Genomic DNA, 20,146 nt, shown 5'->3' on the forward strand with positions numbered 1-20,146 from the left:
CGTATACTGAAATGAACGTTTTTTGGGACAAAGGGGGATTTTGCAGTATGTATGAAAAATGGAAAACAGCTTTTCTCACAATCACAACGCTATTTCTAACATTCTCTCTTGTACTTCATCCCCAAGCCGCATTACAATCTTCTATTCGCGGATTAAATATGTGGTGGGAGGTTGTCTTTCCTTCATTATTACCTTTTTTTATCGTTGCCGAGCTTTTAATTAGCATAGGCGTTGTAAAATTTATCGGTGTCCTTTTAGAACCTCTTATGCGCCCTCTCTTCCGAGTCCCTGGTATCGGCGGGTTTGTTTGGGCAATGGGAATGGCCTCTGGTTTTCCTGCTGGCGCGAAACTAAGCGCTAGATTACGTCAAAGTAACCAACTAACACAAATTGAAGCAGAACGCCTCGTCTCTTTCACAAATTCTTCCAACCCATTATTTATTTTCGGTGCTGTATCTATCGGGTTCTTTAATAATCCAAAATTAGGCTTCATTTTAGCCGCCGCACATTATATAAGTAACTTTACTGTCGGACTACTTATGCGCTTTTATGGTGACAATAAACCTTACATAAAACATGCATCACCCGTTCAAAAACGTCCCTTACAACATGCTTTTTCCATTCTCCATGAGACACGTTTACAAGAAAAAAGACCAATTGGAAAACTGCTAGCAGATGCCATTATTTCTTCCATTCAAACGTTACTTATGATTGGCGGATTTATTATCTTATTCTCTGTTTTCAATAAAATGATTACCGTTTTTCAAATTACAGCAACTCTGAGTTTTATTATGCAACATATTTTATCTTTCTTCCAATTGTCCACTCATTTTAGTATTCCTATTTTATCTGGCCTTTTTGAAATGACACTAGGAAGTAAAATGATTAGCCAAACAAATGGTACAACTATTTTGGAACAAGCAATGATTACAAGCTTTATCCTTGCCTTCAGCGGCCTTTCGATTCAAGCGCAAGTAGCGAGTATACTAGCTGATACTGATATTCGCTTTAAACCCTACTTTTTTGCCCGAATCATTCAAAGTATTCTTGCTCCTATTTACACATTTATATTTTGGGGACCACTGTATGAAAAATCACATTCTTTTTCACCGAACCAACAAGATATTCCTGTCTTTTTATCCAATTATTCTTCAGCACTTACAAATACTTGGGAATTACTTCTTCACTATGGACCCATTTTTACACTACTTTGTTTGTATCTATATGTTATTTTATTATTCTTACGCACCATACGCTAACTCTGTAACGCGTTAGCGAATCGAACAGAGTTACGAGAAAATCTCACTGCTCCCTATAACAAAATCAGTAAAGAAAAACCCCGTTTTATTTTAACGGGGTTTGAAACTTTTCTTTTAAAGCACGTTCAACACAAGATGGAACAAGTCCTGATACGTTCCCTCCGTAACGAGCTACCTCCTTCACAATACTTGAACTTAGAAATGAATATTGATTATTTGTCATAATAAAAAACGTTTCAATATTCTCATCTAACTTTCGATTCATCGAAGTAATTTGCATCTCATACTCGAAATCAGAAACAGCTCGTAAACCTCGCAAAATGGCATTTGCATTGCGCATTTTCGCATATTCAACCAACAACCCACTATGTGAATCTACTTTCACATTTGGAATCTCCTTTGTTGCCTCTCGGATTAACTCTAAACGCTCTTCCACCGAAAAAAATGGCTTCTTTGCTGAATTATTTAAGACGACAACATATACTTCGTCGAACACCTTTGCTCCCCTTTTAATGATGTCCAAATGTCCAAGAGTTATTGGATCAAAACTCCCTGAAGAAATTGCTATGCTTGTCATTCGGTCCCCCCACCTTCATACTTATAAATCGAAATGGCTGTAATACCGTACTTTTCTACTCTTACCTTTACAAGCTCTCCTATTGTTTCAGGTAAGATCACTTCATTCCCATGCTCTGCCATAATTAAACCATCTTCATTCAGCAATCCATGTTGATCTATAATGCTAATGAGAGAGACTATTTTTTGATCTTTATATGGCGGATCTAATAGGATTAGATCGAATGAAACCTCACGTTTAATTAGCGCTTTCACAGCTCTTTCCGCATCATTTCTATATACTTCAGCTTGATTATGTACTCTACAACTTTCCAAATTTTGATGAATTATCTTCACTGCTTTATGATCTCGATCAACAAAGATTACTTTGTCCATCCCTCGGCTAAGCGCTTCAATCCCAAGACCTCCGCTTCCGCCAAATAAGTCAAGGGCACTCCCTCCCTCAAAGTATGGACCTATTATATTGAAGATAGATTCTTTTACTTTATCTGTTGTTGGACGTGTTGTACTACCAGGTACAGCTTTAAGCGGATGTCCCTTACATTTACCAGAAACTACTCTCATTTGTTGTCACTACCTTTATTTCAATCTATAAACTATGGAGCGATTATTCGTAACCGCTATCAAACCTCAATATTTTCTAATCATTTTACCATTACAGAATAACTGAATCCGTTACTTATGAAAAGAAAAATATTTATTTTCAGCAATATTTTATGTGTATATTCAGCTAACAATCACTTCAAGAATATAATGGAAAATGAATGAACCTGTACACTTTATCTATTTATGATTAACGCAGCGAGTTCACTTTACCTTTTTTATCCTATCATAAAATAAAAGAAAAATAAAAAGCCTACGATAAATTTTAAATTCATTATGTATATCTTCAATTAGATTGGACATAAATAAAGATAACAACATCACCTTCGATGTTGTTGCCAACCGCGGAGAAGACTTACGTTTCCCCATAAGTTCTTCCTCCGGTTTCTCCTCTCCCTTTGCCTTCTTACTAGTACATACTAGTATAAGAAGGGCCCTGCTTTGCAGGGTTTTTTTCTTTGCCTTCTTTTCATTTAAAAAATGAAATGATACAGTAAAAGAAAGAGGAGGAAACTGATATGATTCAACGTTTTATTGAACTAGGAGAAGGCTACTCTGACTTATATGAATTACTTGAAATTGCCAAAGCAAACAAAGAACGTGTAACGCATATGTTACAATTCGAAACCGTTAAAAATCATAAAAAAGTATGTTCACTTGTTGTCATCCTAAAACCAACAACTGTAGGCGATTTCCAGCCACTATACATATGTCGTGAAGGCATCCCTATACTTGATCATAAAAAAAGTAAGCGAATGATTTTATTTGAAGAAACTGCTGAACAAATCGGCAAAAAAGTAATTCCCTTTACTGTGAAACCATCTACAACTTTCCCAGAAAAAGAGTTGTACTTTAATCATCTAATTGGCATTTTGCGAATGAATCACTTTATTCCCCCAATGAAATAAAGTAAAACTTTCATCAGTAGGGGGCCTTCCTCCACGCGAAAAACCCCCCTACCCAAATCGGCTAGGGGGGATTTTACTTAACTATAATCATATTCTTTCGCACGATCTGGACGTGAATTTTCAAATTCCGTTTTTAGAAACGGACGATACGATTGTTCAATCCTCTTAACAAACGGAAGTTTATTTAACTTATGCATCATATGTTCTAATTGATCCATATCACAATATACAACTGCATATTTTAATCGTTTTGATATGTAATGAATATTACCATATTTACGTAAAATTTTGGCATGTTTTAATGAATGTAAATAAACAATCAAACTCTGTCGTTGTCCAAACATAATCTTCTCCTTCATCATACTCTTCATATATTCTACTAACATAAATCAGAAATTTTCGACATTATAGCACGCCATAGCTTCGGTCCTATTCTTCTTCCACATTTCAAAAACGGGGTATATTACCCCGTTTTTTTACAGCCACAACTACCTCCGGAGCCACAACCGCCTCCACAACCACCTGCATCAAAAAACGGATTCCCGGTAGGAACTTTAATCGCAGATGAAACTTCCGAGCCAATTGCCACGCTCACTTCATCTAATAATTTTTGTAAATTACTTTCCGCTTTTTTAAAAGCAGCAATCTTATCATGCAAATCTACAGATCGCTTTAATTCTCGCATCTTTGTCGAAACAAAAGCATAATCCGGATGATACTTACCAAATCTTCTAACTTCCTCATAGCGCTCTTTCATCGCCGCGAACTGACGAATGAGCTCCTGCGCTTCCGAATCTTCCTGTAAGTCCTTGAAACATTTGCGATAGTTCTCTGCTATATCTGAATAAACAACTGCCTGTGCTAGTTGTTCTGCCTTATCTAAAATTAATACGCTTTCTAGCGTCGCTACAATCATGAGAGACACCTCCAAGTATCTATCATAACATATTTTAAAGCAGAACTACTAATCTGGCCGTCTCACTTACATATAAAGTGAAACTTTAATCAGTGGGGGTTTTCTTCATCCCCCACTGATTATGAACCCTCACCAATCGGGCTGTTACGGGCAGCCCTACTCCCACCTATCTTCCTTGCTTCTTTCTGAATCTTGAGGAGGGAGTCTTACTGCCCGTTAATGCGGGATAACATAGTAGCAATAGAACTACCCATTCTCATCCTTATACGCAAATGTGCTCTGCAATGTTATATTTTAAAACTTCCCATTTTCCTTGATCTTCTTTTACATAATTCATACAAGCGTTTTTCAAAGGTGTTTTAAATGTAATTTCTTCTGGCAAAATCGCGTGCAAAATTGCTTTAATTGCATGTGAATGTGCCACAATGATGATGCGCTTTCCTGCATGCTTTTTTGCAACATCTTGTAGCGCTGTAAAACAGCGATTTACAATCTCTTCATCCGATTCCATACCTTCTACGTTTCCGATTGCAATCTGCTCTCTCACTGTCGCAACTGGCTTCCCAGAAGCTTCTCCAAAATTCCGTTCAACAAAGCGTTCATCCAAAATAATTGAATGTATTCCTACCACTTCACCAATTGCTTGTGCTGTTTCCTGAGCCCGAATCAAAGGACTACTAATAATTACATCCCATGTTTCTAATTGTAAAGCAGCAGCACTTTGACTCGCTTGCTTTTTCCCAACTTCATTTAGCGGAATATCTTCACGCCCTTGAATAATCTCTTGAAAGTTCCAATCAGTTTGTCCATGTCGTACGAAACAAATTTCCGTCATGCTGTAACTCCTTTTTTTCAATAATACGTTTCTATTGTAACAAAAGTTTTACATGACGGACATAGTTTTTCCTTCCCATTACGTTGCATTTTGCTGAGCCATGTATTGAAACATATCAATCATAATGGACGCCACCGCTAATTGATTTTGAAATTTTTCTACTTTATCCGGTATAGTTTTTTTGAAATGTTGTAAAGCAGCGAGTTCAAAAGCTTCCTTTTCATCTGGATTACGCGACAGTTTACGATACCAATATGGCTCTTCTCGAATATAGCGTTCTAAATCTTCATTCGCTTTTATAAATTCCATCAGTTCCGCTCTCATCCTCTTTTCCCCCTAATCTTTTCGAAAGAAAAACGGATTATTTTCAGAATTTCTTTGCTCTGGTTGTGTACGATTCTCTTTAAATTGTTGAATCACTTGTTGGACACTTCCGATTGCACTCGTTACATTTGTTAAATGTTGCTGCATCTCTTCTACATTTAATTTTTTGAAAAAAGAAAGCATTTGCTCCATTAAATCTGAAGTTCTTTCCTCTTTACTTTCTTGTGCTGGAGAAGATACTTGTTCACCATCCGCTTGATACTGTTTCCATATTTCATCTTTTTCCCCAAGTAAATACCATTCTTCATAAAATTGTTGCCATGTTTTTTGGCCACTGCGAACTTCATGAACCATTTTAGGATGATGATTAACAAACTCTTTAAATTGTTGAACAGAAGGATGTAACGCTCTTTTTGTCGTTGGCATAATCCTCACCTCTTCATATATATCTACTATATTGTAAGAAAAAAAAGGCGCATGGTTCGCCTATTTTTAAACGATTCATGCACCTTTTTATTTCCTTATAAAATTTTGCGTATAAAACTTGTCATATACACCGACACCAAGTCCAGTAAACTGCTCATTTAGCAAGTTTTTTCGGTGACCCTCACTATTCAACCAGCCTTGCAGTGCAGCAATCCCATCACTATGTTGAGCTGCTATATTTTCACCAGCTAATTGGAAAGCCACTTGTCCTCGCTGTAATCGATCTCCTAATGTGCCATATTTCGGTGAATCATGTGAAAAATAATTATTTTCCTTCATATCTTTACTATGTCCAAATGCAACATCTGCAGTTTGTTGATCCCATGTTAATAAAGGTAACTGATGACGTTCTCGAATAATATTTGTTAAATCTAAAATTTGCTGCATATTTCCATGTTCTACTTGTGACATTTTCTCTGGAGACATCGGTTGTTCTGGCATTAATTCACCGGAATATACAAGTTGATACGGTCTTTGACGTAGTAATGTATCATCATCCATATAACGAATTCCAACAAGCTCATGCGTAAAGTGATCAAAATACAACTGTGCCCAACTATCCTCTTCAATTGAAATAAGTGGTTGTTCCATTATTTCAGTATCAGACAATTCAAATTGATAACTATTCTTTCCCTTTTTCAAAGAAATCTCATGAGAAAATGGCTTCTTTTTATATGCTTCTTCATATTTTTCATTCATACGAAATGGTGTCACATCAACTTGATCTCCAGCTGCATAAGCTGTTACAATTTTATGCTCAGCAATTCCAAATTGAACATATTGTGATAAATCTTGATTATATACCCACCATTCATATCCATATGCAGAAGGCTCAATCCGAGATGGCTCCCCCCACTTGGCTAGTAAATTTTCAGCATCTCTCCCTAAAAAGTCAGCAATCGTTTGTGCCTCTCCCTCAGTTACCGGCTTCTTTTTCTTTACGAGTTTTTGTTCTTGCTTATAATGAGAAGGGCTTAATATATATTGTGAAACGAGTAATTTCCCGTACAAATCAATAGCTAAAATAAAAATCGTAATCATTACGATACGCAATAATTTCTTCAAACGATATACCTCCTGGGCAAACATAAAGTTGAGATATACACAAATTCCTTACTAGTCTTTCCCTTTTATGTGTACCGTACTCTTTTCTTTCACTATACCATATTTTGATGAAAAAAGTTGTGATTCTCTCTTTTCTCCCAATACGAATTGCGTTTTCTAATTTTTCATACTATTATAAAATTGACGTCTACTATTTTATAAGGAGGGATTCCATGCAATTCGCAAATTCAAAACTCATTGGAACAGTAATTGACTTTACACTTCTTACAGAAATTATGAAAAATCACCATTTCGTGCTAGCAGGCCAATGGGATTATGAGAGGGTTACATATGATTATAAATTCGAGATATTAAAAGATGTATATTACTTAAGAGTACAAGGTGTCGCAGTCGAAGGAGATATTGGAGGGCGATACGCACAGATTAAATTGCTTGCACCACTGTTAGGAAAACATTATTATCCACACGGTGTTGAGTATGGTACAGATGAAACTTTCCCTACAAATGTTATTCAAAAAAGTGAACAACTTCTTCAAAATATTGAAAAAGAACTAAAAGAATTTCAAATGATTGAATAAGGTGACACTTTCATCATTCTTCATTCCTCACGAATTAGACTTTTATAGGCAACTTAAATAAAACAGGCGCATCGATACAGATATGCGCCTGTTTTATTTGTTCTCCCGAAAACTTTCCCTATTCTGTTTATTTTGTTTGCAAATATGGCGGAACTGCTTGTAATTGTTCTTCATCTTTTTCCCGTTCTTTACGAGCCCATTTAAAAAATACATATCCAATCATTGTACCATACACGATTTCCTGAACAATTTTCATAATGATACCACCGGTTTGCTGATCTTGTACAACGGGCATCCAATGCAAAAACTCTGGACCTGTAATATTTAAATCGGTCAATGTCCCTGCTGGTACACAAAGTTCCATCGCTTTCATCCAAGCGCTTGAATCTGTATAGGTCGCAAATAATGGCTCGCTTGCAAAAATAATTAATGCACAAGCTGGCGTTAATAAAATACCGTTAGCAAACATATATCCTAACTTTTTTATATCACTTAATGACTGTTGCTCTGGCAATGGATTTAACATCGGCCACCACATCATTACCGATGTAAAAAACAATATAGCTAAAACAATGGGGTGCGCTACTTGACTTTGCTTTACCGCATCAAATACAAGTGGCAAATGATAAAAAGAAAACAAGCCATTAAATACAAATAAAGCAATCAATGGTTTCGCAAATAACTTTAAAATAACTTGAATCGCTCTAAAAGATGTAATATAGCTATATAACCAAACTGGTATTCCTAATAACAATAATGGAGGTACCGCGATATACATCACTGCCATTTCGAGCATATGAGCACTGAAAATAATATGTCCTATTAAATCAATCGGTCCTCCCTTTACAATATATAGAAGAATGATTCCTGACGTAAAATAAAATATCTGTTTTTTACTAACCTTTTCTGCATGTTCAAATCTTGTTCTATACGGTCCAATGATGAAAAAATAACAGATGAGAATCGAAATCATAAATATGAAAAAAATCGGACTCCATAATGCTTGAAAACCAAATATCCACAAGTTACTCATGATTTACACCCACCTTTCAAAAATGTAGTCGCTTCATAAAAAAGGAGGGCCATAGTAATCCAAAGGCCCTCCCCTCATGTCTTCTTATATCCACACAATTGTCATGAAGGCCAAAACCGTTAATAGTCCGATTAACAATCCAGAGTATAGAAAGAACGAAGCTGCTTCATGTCCTTTATGACTCATGTGCATAAAATAATACAATTGAAATATGACTTGAACGACCGCTAATAATAAAATAAACGGGACAGAGAAAATGGGACTAAATGTCTTTGGATACGCCACTGCTACAAATGCTACAATTGTCAAAAAAATCATTAGTCCAAATGTAATAACTTGATGTTTCATTTCCTCTGCACTTTTTCTTCTACGATAAACGAGATCTACCTTTGAATTATTCGTTTGCTTTGTCGCCATTGTTTATCCCACCATTCCCATCAAATATACTACAGTGAAAATAAACACCCAAACTACATCAATAAAGTGCCAATAAATAGATGCAACATAAAACTTTGGAGCATTATATAAATTCAAACCACGTTTCGCATTGCGAAAAATCAAAGTTAAAATCCAGCATAGTCCAAACAATACGTGTAATCCATGTGTGCCAACTAACGCATAAAAAGCTGAACCAAATGCACTGCTTCTCATAGTATGCTTAAATTCGTGCGCATAATGATAAAACTCATAAATTTCAAACCCTAGAAACCCTAAACCTAACAGCACCGTAACAAGTAACCAAAGCTGCATTTGTTTAAAATGAAAGTTCTTCATATGATACATTGCATATACACTCGTTAAACTACTTGTTAATAGAAGCATTGTCATAATAAACACAAGTGGCATTTGAAACATTTCTTGCGAAGAAGGACCACCGTTTGTTGAATTTTTTAATGCTAAATATGTTCCAAACAAGGAAGCGAACAATACTGTTTCGCCTCCAAGGAACAGCCAAAATCCGACAAACTTATTTTTTCCTTCGAGGGTTGCTTTTTCAGGCTCTGCTGGAAATGTTTCATTCGTTAATTTTTCCTCTACATGCATTATGCCGTGCCCCCCTTATCATCCAAGTCTTCTTTATGAATATGATAACCGTGATCATCAATTATAGATCGGAAGAACATTGTACCGAATGTAATGATAAGCCCAATAATGGCTACGAAGAGCCAAAACTTATCTTTTCCACCTTGCATATACATCGCGCCAAATGCTGCTATAAATAAGCCAAGCGATATGACAAATGGTGAAAATGAAGCGTTTGGCATATGGATGTCACCGATAGGCTCTGCTGGTGTCATCTCTTTATTCCCATCACGTTTCTCAATCCAAAAAGGATCTAATCCGCGGACGAACGGTAATTGCTTAAAGTTATATTCTGGCGTAGGAGCAGGCATCGTCCATTCCAGCGTGCGACCATCCCATGGATCACGCCCTGCTTGTTCTTTGGACACTGTCGTTTTCACGATGTTATATAAAAGAACGATTGTTCCAAGTCCCATAAACGCAGAACCAACCGAACTAATTAAGTTCCCCATTTCTAATCCTTGACCTGGTAAATACGTGTAATAGCGGCGCGGCATCCCAATTAATCCAAGGAAGTGTTGAATAAAGAACGTTAAATGGAAACCGATAAAGAATAACCAAAATGTAATTTTCCCCAATGTTTCATTCAATACTTTGTTAAACATAAGAGGCCAATAATAATGCGCTCCTGCCAATAAACCAAACACAACGCCTCCAACGATTACGTAGTGAAAATGCGCTACAACGAAATAGTTATCATGGAACTGATAATCAGCTGGTGCAGAAGCAAGCATAACCCCTGTTACACCGCCCATTACAAATGATGGAATAAAACCAACAGCCCACATCATCGGTGTTGTAAAACGAATACTTCCTCCCCACATTGTAAAGAGCCAGTTAAAGATTTTAATTCCCGTCGGTACTGCAATTGCCATCGTTGCAACAGAAAAGATCGCATTCGCAACAGGACCGAGACCAACTGTAAACATATGGTGTGCCCATACCATAAATCCTAAAAATCCAATTAATACTGTTGCAAATACCATCGATGAATAGCCGAATAATCGTTTTTTGGCAAATGTCGCAAAGATTTCTGAGAATATTCCGAAAGCTGGAAGTATAAGAATGTACACTTCTGGATGCCCAAAGATCCAGAATAAATGCTCCCATATAATCGTATTCCCTCCCAAAGCTGGGTTGAAAAAACTTGTACCAAATAAACGATCTAACATAAGTAACCCTAATCCAACTGTTAATGGTGGAAAAGCGAATAAAATAAGTGAAGATGTGACAAATGTTGTCCATGTAAACATCGGCATTCGCATATATGTCATTCCTGGTGCACGCATATTAATGATCGTAACAAGAAAATTAATACCACCAATTAGCGTACCGAGACCTGATATTTGCAATCCCAATACATAAAAATCAATACCATGTCCTTCAGAAGCTAAAGATAACGATGCATACGATGTCCACCCTGCATCAGGAGCTCCTCCTAAAAACCAACTTAAGTTTAAAAATACGCCTCCAAAGAAAAATAACCAAAATCCAAGTGAGTTTAAAAATGGAAATGCTACATCACGCGCCCCAATTTGAAGTGGCACAGCAGCATTCATAAATGCAAACACAAGCGGCATAGCTGCGAGGAAAATCATTGTTGTACCGTGCATCGTTAATACTTGATTGTAAGCATCTCCAACAAGAAAATCATTGTTTGGAATTGCTAATTGTAGACGGATAAATAGTGCTTCTATTCCGCCGATGATAAAAAATAATCCACCTGCAATTAAATAGAGAATGGCAATTTTTTTATGGTCTACTGTCGTTAAATAATCCCATATAACAGCACCCATCCCCTGTTTTTTTGCTACAGAACTCACGTCTTCAACCTCCCCTTCGCAAATCATAATCCCTATTATTTCTCAACTTTTAACGTCTTCAAATATGCATTTAATGCATCAACTTGGGCATCCGTTAAATTTCCATATTTGCCAGTCATTTTATTTCCTGGCTTCATATTTTCAGGATCTTTCAGCCATTTCTTCACATTTTCATCATTGTTTTCGGCAATGCCGGCAACCATATCGCGATCAGCGAAGTTTGCTAGGTTTGGTGCGATACGTGCAGAAGGTGGTCTACTATCATTTGATCCAACTGCATGGCAACCAATACAGCTTTTATCAAATATTTCTTTCCCTTCTTGCTCTTTTGTAGAAGCTACTTCTTTTTTGCCATCAATTTTCTTCATATCAGCAATCCAATTTTTGTACTCGCTTTCATTAACAGCTTTTACTTTAAATTGCATTAATGAATGTGATGGACCACAAAATTCTGTACAAAATCCATTATAAGTGCCCGCTTTATCTGCTTTTAACCACATTTTATTTACATTATCTGTATTCGTATCCATTTTTCCAGCTAATGATGGAACCCAGAACGAATGCTTAATGTCGGCACCTTTCAAATTTAAATAAACCTTCTTACCTGTGGGGATAACTAAATCTTGAGAAGTCACTATCTTTTCTGATTTATAAGAAAATTCCCACCAATAAAGATTCGCTGTTACATCAACAACGATTGTGTCTTTATCGATATTCTTTTTCTCCATTGCACTTACATCAGCAAGTTTGAATGTATATGTAACCGTTGGAACAGCTAATATCAATAAAAGTATAATTGGAATAACTGTCCATATAATCTCTAGTTTGTGATTTCCTTCAACTTGCTGTGGAATGTAATCCTCCTGCCCTTTCCTTTGTCGGAAACGCACAATTACATACAAGAAAATAATAGTAACTACCAATACTACACCTACCATAATTGCACTTGCTAACAACAGTAAATCATATTGCATTTTCGCTACTTCACCTTGTGGAATTAAAGTAGATTGAAAGGCTTTACCGCATCCCCCTAACAGTAAAGCCATCAGTGAAACGAACGAAAACAGTCGCCACTGTTTCTTCATACAAACAACCCCCACTTTCTTTGTGAATTAGATTATACTTTATAATAAGTAAAGTAAATCTCAACGTAAAGAAATCCACTCGTGTCGTTGTCTTAGAAGAATGTAACTACAATCATTGACACAAATAAGATTGTTAAATAATTCAAGGAGTAGACAAACATTTGAACGGACCATTTGATGTCATCTTTCTTACGGAATCCATAGAATCCCAAAACAATCCATCCGATGTTAAGCAATGTTGCAATTACCATAAATGTTATGCCAAGCCCACTCATATAAAATGGTAATGGTAATAAACATACTGTCCAAATCATAATTTGGCGTTTTGTAATATCAAATCCATGAACAACCGGAAGCATTGGAATTCCTGCATTTCGATATTCATCAACACGCTTCATCGCTAAAGCGAGGAAATGTGGGATTTGCCAAATAAACATAATTAAGAATAACATCCAAGCGATTGGATAATCTAAGCTAGGATGAATTGCCGCCCAACCAATTAAAGGCGGAACCGCTCCAGATACGCTACCTACCACTGTATTTAGCGTATATGCTCTTTTTGTCCATAAAGAATATAAAACGACATATGTGAAAGCACCAATAAAACCTATAAATGCTGCCATCGCTGTTGTCAATAACAAAAATACAAATCCAAGAAGTAATAAAGTAACACCTAACGTTAATACAAATCCAGGTTTATATTTTCCTGTCACCGTCGGACGATTTTTTGTCCGCTCCATTAAGTGATCAATATCGCGATCAATATAGTTATTTAAGCTACATGCCCCTGCCATAATGAGTGCGGAACCTACGATTGTAAAGAACATTTTATCTAAATGCTCTAAAGCATTCAACCCATTAAAATGTAGCGCTAACCAAAATCCAGTAAATACAGTTAATGTATTTGAATTGACAATCCCCATTTTAACGAGCGCTAATAAATCTTGGACACGCGTTGTCTCCGGTACATCTGTTACAGCTGACTCATCATGCAGCTCACTTGTTGCATGGTTCATCATTTCAACCCCCTCTTAAAACATTCGTCCTTCTTCTGTGCTTAGACTCTCTAAAGCAGTACGCTTCTATATAGCTATATTATTACAATAGAAATATTGTTAACTCATTCCACTGCTACTCTACGCTCATACTCCCATATATTAAATCATATTTCCCAAACATTTTGTGAAGAAAACATGAACTTTTTGTGTCGAATATTTAAAAACTTTTTCCGGTTCATCCCTATCATAACATGATATTATCCTCTATAATAAACTATTTTGTCATATTTAGCATGCATTCTCCCCATTTCTTTTCATAATAAAAGTATTTTTCACTAAAATATGTATTTTTTAATCCGTTTTTTCTTTTTGAACGCGTTTTATTCTATCTCTTCATTTCTTTGCTATTTTATTAGTTTTTATATATTATTAGGACTGTAATGCGTTTGACTCTCCAAACGCAATCGGAATGAAAATATTTCACAATAACTTCATAACAGAAAGATGGTGAAAAAGATTGCAACGCTTTATTAAATGGTTAGCAGTCATTACAAGCCTAGACCTATTAGGTGTTCTACTAGGGGGAGCATTAGTTACAAAAACTGATTCTGGTCAAGGATGCGGTAAGTCATGGCCACTTTGTAACGGTGAACTTGTTCCATCTAATCTATCAATGGAAACAATTATTGAGCTAAGCCACCGTTTAACATCTGGATCGGCAGGAATTCTTGTTACACTCCTTTGTATTTTATCTTGGAAATATTATAAACATGTGCGCGAAACAAAACCGCTTGCTATTTTATCTTTTGTGTTTTTAGTTGCACAAGCATTAATGGGCGCAGCAGCTGTTGTTTGGGGACAAGTCCCTGCTGTACTCGCTATTCATTTTGGTATTTCCTTAATTTCGTTTGCTTCTGTTATTTTATTAGCGTGTCTCATTTTTGAAATCGATAAAAAATTTGATGCACGTTCTCTTATTATGGATAAAAAGATGAAATTCCATATTTATGGTGTAACAATTTACAGCTATATTGTTGTCTATACAGGGGCTCTTGTACGTCATGAGCGTGCAAGCTTAGCATGTCCAGAATTTCCGCTTTGTAGTAAAAATCGACCATGGCCTACTCAATTACATGAATGGGTGCAAATGGGACATCGTATTGCTGCAATCTTACTATTTGCTTGGATCGTATACGCAATGATTCTCGCTATTCGTCATTATAAACAGGAACGAGTCGTATACCTTGGATGGATTACTTCATTCATCCTTGTTACACTTCAAGCAATCGTAGGAATTTTAGTCGTATATACAAACGCTAGTCTCACAATGGCATTACTGCACTCTCTCTTTATTTCATGTCTCTTTGCTGTATTATGTTATTTAGTCATGTTAGGAACTCGAAGTAAGGTAAATGCAAACCAACCGTCCTCAACAGAAAACAAACGATTCTTTTCATAAAGAAAACGAGCTGCGATCAAGCAGCTCGTTTTCTTTATGTTTATTATTTACAACGACGAATCCATGTTAGAAAAAATCAACTGACTTATAGTTGCTTTTTTCATTATTGTTCCAATTCAATTAATAAATCTCCTGTTTGAATTGCATCTCCATCTTTCACGTACACTTTCTTCACTTTTCCATTGAACGGCGCTTGAACAGTTGTTTCCATTTTCATTGCTTCTGTAATTGCCATAGAATCACCTTTTTTCACTTCATCGCCTTCATTCACAACAACTTTAATAACTGTCCCTGGCATTGTTGCGCTAATGTGATTTGGGTTCTCACGATTTCCTTTCACGCGTTGTGCAACTGTCGCCTTAATACTTTCATCCTTCACAACAATTTCACGAGGTTGCCCATTAAATTCAAAGTAAAGTACACGCGTTCCATCTGGTTGTGGTTCTCCAATTGAAACTAATTTCACCATCAATGTTTTACCACGTTCAATTTCAACACCGATTTCTTCCCCAAGTCTCATACCATGGAAGAATGTTGGAGTATCAAGCACAGATACATCTCCATAAAGTCCTGCAACCTTCTCATAATCCATAAATACTTTTGGATATAACGCATATGCAACAACATCAAAAATTGTTACTTCGCGTCCTAGCTTATGGAATAATTCTTCTTTTAAAGCATCAAAGTCCACTGGTTCTAATAATTCACCTGGTCTTACAGTTAATGGCTCTTTTCCTTTTAAGATAATTTTTTGTAATTCTTTTGGAAAACCACCATATGGCTGTCCAAGATCACCAGAGAACATCTCAACAACTGAGCTTGGGAAATCTAAAGCATGGCCACGTTCAAAAATGTCTTGTTCGGTCAAATGGTTTTGTACCATAAACAATGCCATATCCCCAACAACTTTTGATGATGGTGTTACTTTTACAATATCCCCGAACATATCATTCACACGGCGATACATCGCTTTTACTTCATCGAAACGATCTCCTAATCCAACTGCTTTCGCTTGTTGTTGCAAGTTACTATACTGACCGCCTGGCATTTCATGCATATATATTTCAGTATGTGGAGCATTCATACCACTTTCAAACGGCGCATAATATTTTCGTATATCTTCCCAGTAATGAGAAAGTTTTTCTAACGATTGAATATTGACATCTGGCTGTCTTTCATTCCCCCCTAATGCGTAATATAACGTATTTGCACTTGGTTGTGACGTTAAGCCTGCCATAGAGCTTACTGCTACATCGACAATATCAACGCCAGCTTCAATTGCCTTCGTATACGTTAAGATACCATTTCCACTCGTATCATGCGTATGAAGGTGAATTGGAATTGATACCGTATCTTTTAAGGCTGAAATGAGATCATAAGCCGCATTTGGTTTTAATAATCCAGCCATATCTTTAATACCTAAAATATGGGCACCAGATGCTTCTAGTTCTTTTGCTAAGTTTTTATAGTATTGCAAGTCGTATTTACTGCGCATTGGGTCATGAATATCCCCTGTATAACACATTGTTGCTTCCGCAATCTTACCGCTATCTCGTACAGCATGAATAGCAACTCTCATGCCTTCAACCCAGTTTAAACTATCAAATATGCGGAAAACATCAATGCCAGCTTGCGCAGAACATTCTACAAACTTTTGAATGAGATTATCTGGATAGTTTTTGTAGCCCACTGCATTTGCTGAACGAAGTAACATTTGGAATAATACATTCGGCATACTTTCACGAAGTTGCAGTAATCGTTCCCATGGGTCTTCTTTCAAGAAACGGTATGCCACATCAAATGTAGCTCCTCCCCACATCTCTGTAGAGAATAAATTTGGTAACATTCTCGCCGTCGGCTCAGCAATTTGTATTAAATCTTTTGTACGCACACGCGTTGCTAATAGAGATTGGTGGGCATCACGGAATGTTGTATCCGTTAACAGTACACGTTTTTGATCTTGTACCCATTTTACAAGGCCATCTGCACCATGCTTATCTAAAATTTGTTTTGTGCCTATTTGGATTGGTTCATAATGTTTTACATTTGGTATACGTGCATCTGGGAAAATCGGCTTTTCTTTTTTCCCTACTCCTGGGAAACCATTTACCGTTACTGTCCCGATATAACTTAACATCTTTGTACCACGGTCTTTTCGTTTCGGGAATACAAATAATTCAGGTGATGCATCTATAAATGATGTGTCATATTCTCCTGATAAGAAATTTTTATGCTTCACTACATTCTCTAAGAATGGAATATTTGTTTTAATACCACGAATACGGAATTCTTTTAAGTTACGCTCCATTTTTGCGGCAGCTTGTTCAAATGTAAGTGCCCAAGTTGTCACTTTTACAAGTAAAGAATCATAGTACGGCGTAATAACTGCCCCTTGAAAGCTATTACCTGTGTCAAGACGAACACCGAATCCTCCACCCGAACGGTATGCCATAATTTTTCCTGTATCAGGCATAAAGTTATTGAGCGGATCTTCTGTTGTTACACGTGATTGGATGGCATAACCATGAATGATGATATCTTCTTGTTTTGGTATGCTCACAATCTCGCTATGTAAAGTGTGGCCATCTGCGATTAAGATTTGTGATTGTACGATATCAATCCCTGTAATCATCTCTGTAATCGTATGTTCTACTTGTACACGTGGATTTACTTCGATGAAATAAAAATCATCACCTTTCACAAGAAATTCCACTGTACCAGCATTTAAATAATTCACATTTTTCGTCAACTTCACTGCCGCCTGACAAATACGATGGCGCAGGTCATCCGAAAGTGATACACTTGGTGCAATTTCAACCACTTTTTGATGACGACGTTGTACAGAGCAATCTCGTTCATATAAATGAACGACATTCCCTTCTTCATCTGCTAATATTTGCACTTCTATATGCTTAGGTTTTTCAACAAATTTTTCAACATATACTTCATCGTTACCAAAAGCTGCTTTCGCTTCTGATTTTGCTCGATTATATGATTCTTCCAGCTCATTATGATTGCGAACAATACGCATACCTCTACCGCCACCACCAAGGGAAGCTTTAATAATAATTGGGTATCCATATTTTGTCGCAAATTCTTCAACATCTTCTAATGAATCCACAGGTCCATCGCTACCAGGAATGACTGGAATATTTGCTAATTGCGCCTGTGTTCTTGCTTTTACTTTATCTCCAAACATATCTAGATGTTTACTTTTCGGTCCAATAAAAATGATTCCCTCTTCTTCACAGCGTTTTGCAAATTGAATATTTTCTGATAAGAAGCCATAACCAGGATGAATAGCATCTACATTGTTATTTTTAGCAATTTCAATAATCCCTTCAATATCCAAGTAAGCATCAATCGGCTTCTTGCCTTCCCCTACTAAATAAGATTCATCCGCTTTATATCGATGATAAGAACGGCTATCTTCTTTTGAATAAATTGCAACTGTACTTAAACCAAGCTCTGCACAAGCTCTAAATACACGAATTGCAATTTCTCCACGATTAGCTACCAATACTTTTTTAATGCGTTGCAGCTTTGTCATAATTTTCCCCCTCTACTTTCCTACCACTCTAGAGATTACATAGACATAGATACACACCCTAAAGAGCGTGAAGTTCTTCACTTTCTTTTTCAACCTATACCTAGAAAGTTTCACTTTATTTTTATACATCATACCTTATTTTTCAACAAATGATAAGTTTTCTAATCAATTTGTTTCATAAAAATAGTATAGCATACCTCTCCACATTCTAACACCCTTTTTGTATAACATATTTGAATAAAAATGACATACTTTTATTGCAAACAAACAAAAAGTATAACACTTTAACTTATAAGAAAAGAGGTTGCCCTAAAATATAACTTTTCGGACAACCTCTTTTCTGGAAATTATAATGTTGTAATACTCATCATTCTTTCACTTTATTTCACCACAACAAGATGCGGTTCCTTTTTCTCTCTTTCCGGTTCCACTTCTCTTCGTTGTTTCTCTTGCTGTTTCACATGACTACTTATATTAAATAATATGCCCATCGCAATTAAGTTTGCCGTTAAAGAACTACCACCGTAACTGACAAATGGTAAAGGTACACCAGTAAGTGGGATTACGCCAGACATACCACCAACATTAACAAACGTTTGAACACCAATTAAACTGGCAAGTCCAATTGCAATTAAACTGCCAAAAGGATCTTTACATTTTTGTGCAATTCGAAATGCGCGAATAATAATCAGTAACAAACTAATTAAAACAATCGCTACCCCGATAAAACCAAGCTCTTCAGATATAATTGCCATAATAAAATCGGTTTGCGGTTCTGGTAAATATCCATATTTTTGTATACTATTACTTAGCCCCTTACCATGTAGACCTCCTGAAGCAATAGCAACATACGAATTTATGAGTTGAAATCCATTCCCTTGTGGATCTGCAAATGGATCGAGAAACACAGCAAAACGAGCTTTTTGATATTCGCTAAGCATGTGATTCCCTATAAAATACAGAACAGGAATCCAAGCGATAGAGGTTAATGCAAATCGTTTTATCCATATATTAATACGAACGCCTGAGCAAAGGAACATAATTCCTACCATGCCCCCAATTAATATGTCCGTTCCTAAATCATTTTGCTTTAAAATAATAAACATGATCAAACCAACAACAAACAGTGTAAGTGCGGAACCTTGAAAAACTGGCGTATCCGTCTCTTGTTTCCTTGCAAAAAAACGAGCTAATAAAATAATAACGACTATTTTCACGAATTCTGCCGGCTGTATTCCTAATATCCAGCCTTTTGCACCGTTTACCTCTTTACCAAACAAATAAGCCGCTGCTAATAATCCTATACTTCCCAAACTCATTAATACTACAATAATTCTTTTTCTCCAAAGTCTATACGGAATAATCGAAATAAGAACGAATATGATTCCTCCAATAGCTAAAATGAATAATTGTTTATTAAAAAAGAAGTTCGCTGGTTTATTCTTCATAATCGCAACGATGGAGCTAGCACTGTATACCATTATAACTCCCAACACACATAAAATAATAAGAGGAAGTAATAATGAATAGTCCATTCTTTTCCACATTTTTTTCATTTCATTTCC

Annotated in this window: 20 protein-coding genes; 4 read left to right on the forward strand and 16 right to left on the reverse strand. The window is 36.3% G+C overall.

What is annotated here, in order from left to right; genetic code table 11:
• Nucleotides 1-47: 47 nt before the first annotated feature.
• The gene (gene ylbJ / locus MR058_RS08290; RefSeq protein WP_242143522.1) at nt 48-1,259 is read left to right on the forward strand and encodes a sporulation integral membrane protein YlbJ; all 1,212 of its coding nucleotides are present in this window, start codon (nt 48-50) and stop codon (nt 1,257-1,259) included.
• An 85-nt stretch (nt 1,260-1,344) separates the two neighbouring features.
• Here ylbJ and coaD read toward each other — a convergent pair whose 3' ends face one another.
• The gene (gene coaD, locus MR058_RS08295) at nt 1,345-1,836 is read right to left on the reverse strand and encodes a pantetheine-phosphate adenylyltransferase (RefSeq protein ID WP_242143523.1); all 492 of its coding nucleotides are present in this window, start codon (nt 1,834-1,836) and stop codon (nt 1,345-1,347) included.
• Nucleotides 1,833-2,399 (reverse strand): 16S rRNA (guanine(966)-N(2))-methyltransferase RsmD, encoded by a 567-nt coding sequence (rsmD, locus tag MR058_RS08300; protein WP_242143524.1) that lies wholly within the window; start codon nt 2,397-2,399, stop codon nt 1,833-1,835. The genes coaD and rsmD overlap by 4 nt, the downstream gene beginning before the upstream one ends.
• 557 nt (nt 2,400-2,956) lie before the next feature.
• On the opposite strand from rsmD, the gene MR058_RS08305 reads away from it, so the two are divergent.
• Entirely contained in the window at nt 2,957-3,346 is a 390-nt protein-coding gene (locus MR058_RS08305) for a DUF7147 family protein (protein ID WP_242143525.1), read from the forward strand.
• A gap of 77 nt (nt 3,347-3,423) precedes the next feature.
• Here MR058_RS08305 and MR058_RS08310 read toward each other — a convergent pair whose 3' ends face one another.
• The 6 genes from MR058_RS08310 to MR058_RS08335 form a co-directional block, all read right to left on the reverse strand.
• Nucleotides 3,424-3,690 carry a YlbG family protein gene (locus MR058_RS08310; RefSeq protein ID WP_012095083.1) on the reverse strand — a complete coding sequence of 89 codons (267 nt, stop codon included), beginning with the start codon at nt 3,688-3,690 and terminating at the stop codon, nt 3,424-3,426.
• A 119-nt stretch (nt 3,691-3,809) separates the two neighbouring features.
• A complete protein-coding gene (locus MR058_RS08315; protein ID WP_242143526.1) occupies nt 3,810-4,262 on the reverse strand; it encodes a YlbF/YmcA family competence regulator in 453 nt (150 codons plus the stop codon).
• Between the two features lie 262 nt (nt 4,263-4,524).
• Nucleotides 4,525-5,097: a histidine phosphatase family protein gene (locus tag MR058_RS08320; protein ID WP_242143527.1), complete on the reverse strand. Its 573-nt coding sequence runs from the start codon at nt 5,095-5,097 to the stop codon at nt 4,525-4,527.
• 78 nt (nt 5,098-5,175) lie between these two features.
• A complete protein-coding gene (locus MR058_RS08325; RefSeq protein ID WP_242143528.1) occupies nt 5,176-5,421 on the reverse strand; it encodes a YlbE-like family protein in 246 nt (81 codons plus the stop codon).
• A gap of 12 nt (nt 5,422-5,433) precedes the next feature.
• The gene (locus tag MR058_RS08330; protein WP_242143529.1) at nt 5,434-5,847 is read right to left on the reverse strand and encodes a YlbD family protein; all 414 of its coding nucleotides are present in this window, start codon (nt 5,845-5,847) and stop codon (nt 5,434-5,436) included.
• 87 nt (nt 5,848-5,934) lie between these two features.
• A complete protein-coding gene (locus MR058_RS08335) occupies nt 5,935-6,972 on the reverse strand; it encodes a CAP domain-containing protein (RefSeq protein ID WP_242143530.1) in 1,038 nt (345 codons plus the stop codon).
• Between the two features lie 212 nt (nt 6,973-7,184).
• Between MR058_RS08335 and MR058_RS08340 the strand changes: the two genes are divergently transcribed.
• Nucleotides 7,185-7,550: a YugN family protein gene (locus MR058_RS08340; protein ID WP_242143531.1), complete on the forward strand. Its 366-nt coding sequence runs from the start codon at nt 7,185-7,187 to the stop codon at nt 7,548-7,550.
• Between the two features lie 127 nt (nt 7,551-7,677).
• Here MR058_RS08340 and ctaG read toward each other — a convergent pair whose 3' ends face one another.
• From ctaG to cyoE, 6 genes are all read right to left on the reverse strand, one after another.
• Nucleotides 7,678-8,583, reverse strand: coding sequence for a cytochrome c oxidase assembly factor CtaG (ctaG, locus tag MR058_RS08345; RefSeq protein ID WP_242143532.1), 906 nt, complete (start codon nt 8,581-8,583; stop codon nt 7,678-7,680).
• Between the two features lie 84 nt (nt 8,584-8,667).
• Complete coding sequence (gene ctaF, locus MR058_RS08350) at nt 8,668-9,000, reverse strand: cytochrome c oxidase subunit IVB (protein WP_242143533.1); 333 nt, start codon at nt 8,998-9,000, stop codon at nt 8,668-8,670.
• A gap of 3 nt (nt 9,001-9,003) precedes the next feature.
• Nucleotides 9,004-9,627, reverse strand: a complete 624-nt coding sequence (ctaE, locus tag MR058_RS08355) for a cytochrome c oxidase subunit III (RefSeq protein WP_048721906.1) — start codon at nt 9,625-9,627, stop codon at nt 9,004-9,006.
• Complete coding sequence (ctaD, locus tag MR058_RS08360) at nt 9,627-11,462, reverse strand: cytochrome c oxidase subunit I (protein WP_242143784.1); 1,836 nt, start codon at nt 11,460-11,462, stop codon at nt 9,627-9,629. Before ctaD ends, ctaE begins: the two co-directional genes overlap by 1 nt.
• A gap of 62 nt (nt 11,463-11,524) precedes the next feature.
• Nucleotides 11,525-12,574, reverse strand: coding sequence for a cytochrome c oxidase subunit II (coxB, locus tag MR058_RS08365; RefSeq protein ID WP_242143534.1), 1,050 nt, complete (start codon nt 12,572-12,574; stop codon nt 11,525-11,527).
• Between the two features lie 92 nt (nt 12,575-12,666).
• A complete protein-coding gene (gene cyoE, locus MR058_RS08370; RefSeq protein WP_242143535.1) occupies nt 12,667-13,590 on the reverse strand; it encodes a heme o synthase in 924 nt (307 codons plus the stop codon).
• Nucleotides 13,591-14,089: 499 nt separating this feature from the next.
• Here cyoE and MR058_RS08375 point away from each other — a divergent pair, with 499 nt between their 5' ends.
• Nucleotides 14,090-15,031: a COX15/CtaA family protein gene (locus tag MR058_RS08375; RefSeq protein ID WP_242143536.1), complete on the forward strand. Its 942-nt coding sequence runs from the start codon at nt 14,090-14,092 to the stop codon at nt 15,029-15,031.
• A gap of 103 nt (nt 15,032-15,134) precedes the next feature.
• Here MR058_RS08375 and pyc read toward each other — a convergent pair whose 3' ends face one another.
• Both pyc and MR058_RS08385 read right to left on the reverse strand, forming a co-directional pair.
• Entirely contained in the window at nt 15,135-18,581 is a 3,447-nt protein-coding gene (gene pyc / locus MR058_RS08380) for a pyruvate carboxylase (RefSeq protein WP_242143537.1), read from the reverse strand.
• 380 nt (nt 18,582-18,961) lie between these two features.
• Complete coding sequence (locus MR058_RS08385; protein WP_242143538.1) at nt 18,962-20,137, reverse strand: FtsW/RodA/SpoVE family cell cycle protein; 1,176 nt, start codon at nt 20,135-20,137, stop codon at nt 18,962-18,964.
• Between the last annotated feature and the right edge of the window lie 9 nt (nt 20,138-20,146).

It is taken from the genome of Bacillus cereus group sp. BfR-BA-01430, from assembly GCF_022663115.1.
In the GTDB taxonomy this organism is placed as follows: domain Bacteria; phylum Bacillota; class Bacilli; order Bacillales; family Bacillaceae_G; genus Bacillus_A; species Bacillus_A cereus_BD.

Excerpts from the sequence above, each read along its gene's own strand:
- ylbJ (WP_242143522.1), top strand. The coding sequence starts at position 48 with ATGTATGAAAAATGGAAAACAGCTTTTCTCACAATCACAACGCTATTT.
- coaD (WP_242143523.1), bottom strand. The coding sequence starts at position 1,836 with ATGACAAGCATAGCAATTTCTTCAGGGAGTTTTGATCCAATAACTCTT.
- rsmD (WP_242143524.1), bottom strand. The coding sequence starts at position 2,399 with ATGAGAGTAGTTTCTGGTAAATGTAAGGGACATCCGCTTAAAGCTGTA.
- MR058_RS08305 (WP_242143525.1), top strand. The coding sequence starts at position 2,957 with ATGATTCAACGTTTTATTGAACTAGGAGAAGGCTACTCTGACTTATAT.
- MR058_RS08310 (WP_012095083.1), bottom strand. The coding sequence starts at position 3,690 with ATGTTTGGACAACGACAGAGTTTGATTGTTTATTTACATTCATTAAAA.
- MR058_RS08315 (WP_242143526.1), bottom strand. The coding sequence starts at position 4,262 with ATGATTGTAGCGACGCTAGAAAGCGTATTAATTTTAGATAAGGCAGAA.
- MR058_RS08320 (WP_242143527.1), bottom strand. The coding sequence starts at position 5,097 with ATGACGGAAATTTGTTTCGTACGACATGGACAAACTGATTGGAACTTT.
- MR058_RS08325 (WP_242143528.1), bottom strand. The coding sequence starts at position 5,421 with ATGAGAGCGGAACTGATGGAATTTATAAAAGCGAATGAAGATTTAGAA.
- MR058_RS08330 (WP_242143529.1), bottom strand. The coding sequence starts at position 5,847 with ATGCCAACGACAAAAAGAGCGTTACATCCTTCTGTTCAACAATTTAAA.
- MR058_RS08340 (WP_242143531.1), top strand. The coding sequence starts at position 7,185 with ATGCAATTCGCAAATTCAAAACTCATTGGAACAGTAATTGACTTTACA.
- ctaG (WP_242143532.1), bottom strand. The coding sequence starts at position 8,583 with ATGAGTAACTTGTGGATATTTGGTTTTCAAGCATTATGGAGTCCGATT.
- ctaF (WP_242143533.1), bottom strand. The coding sequence starts at position 9,000 with ATGGCGACAAAGCAAACGAATAATTCAAAGGTAGATCTCGTTTATCGT.
- ctaE (WP_048721906.1), bottom strand. The coding sequence starts at position 9,627 with ATGCATGTAGAGGAAAAATTAACGAATGAAACATTTCCAGCAGAGCCT.
- ctaD (WP_242143784.1), bottom strand. The coding sequence starts at position 11,462 with ATGGGTGCTGTTATATGGGATTATTTAACGACAGTAGACCATAAAAAA.
- coxB (WP_242143534.1), bottom strand. The coding sequence starts at position 12,574 with ATGAAGAAACAGTGGCGACTGTTTTCGTTCGTTTCACTGATGGCTTTA.
- cyoE (WP_242143535.1), bottom strand. The coding sequence starts at position 13,590 with ATGAACCATGCAACAAGTGAGCTGCATGATGAGTCAGCTGTAACAGAT.
- pyc (WP_242143537.1), bottom strand. The coding sequence starts at position 18,581 with ATGACAAAGCTGCAACGCATTAAAAAAGTATTGGTAGCTAATCGTGGA.
- MR058_RS08385 (WP_242143538.1), bottom strand. The coding sequence starts at position 20,137 with ATGAAAAAAATGTGGAAAAGAATGGACTATTCATTATTACTTCCTCTT.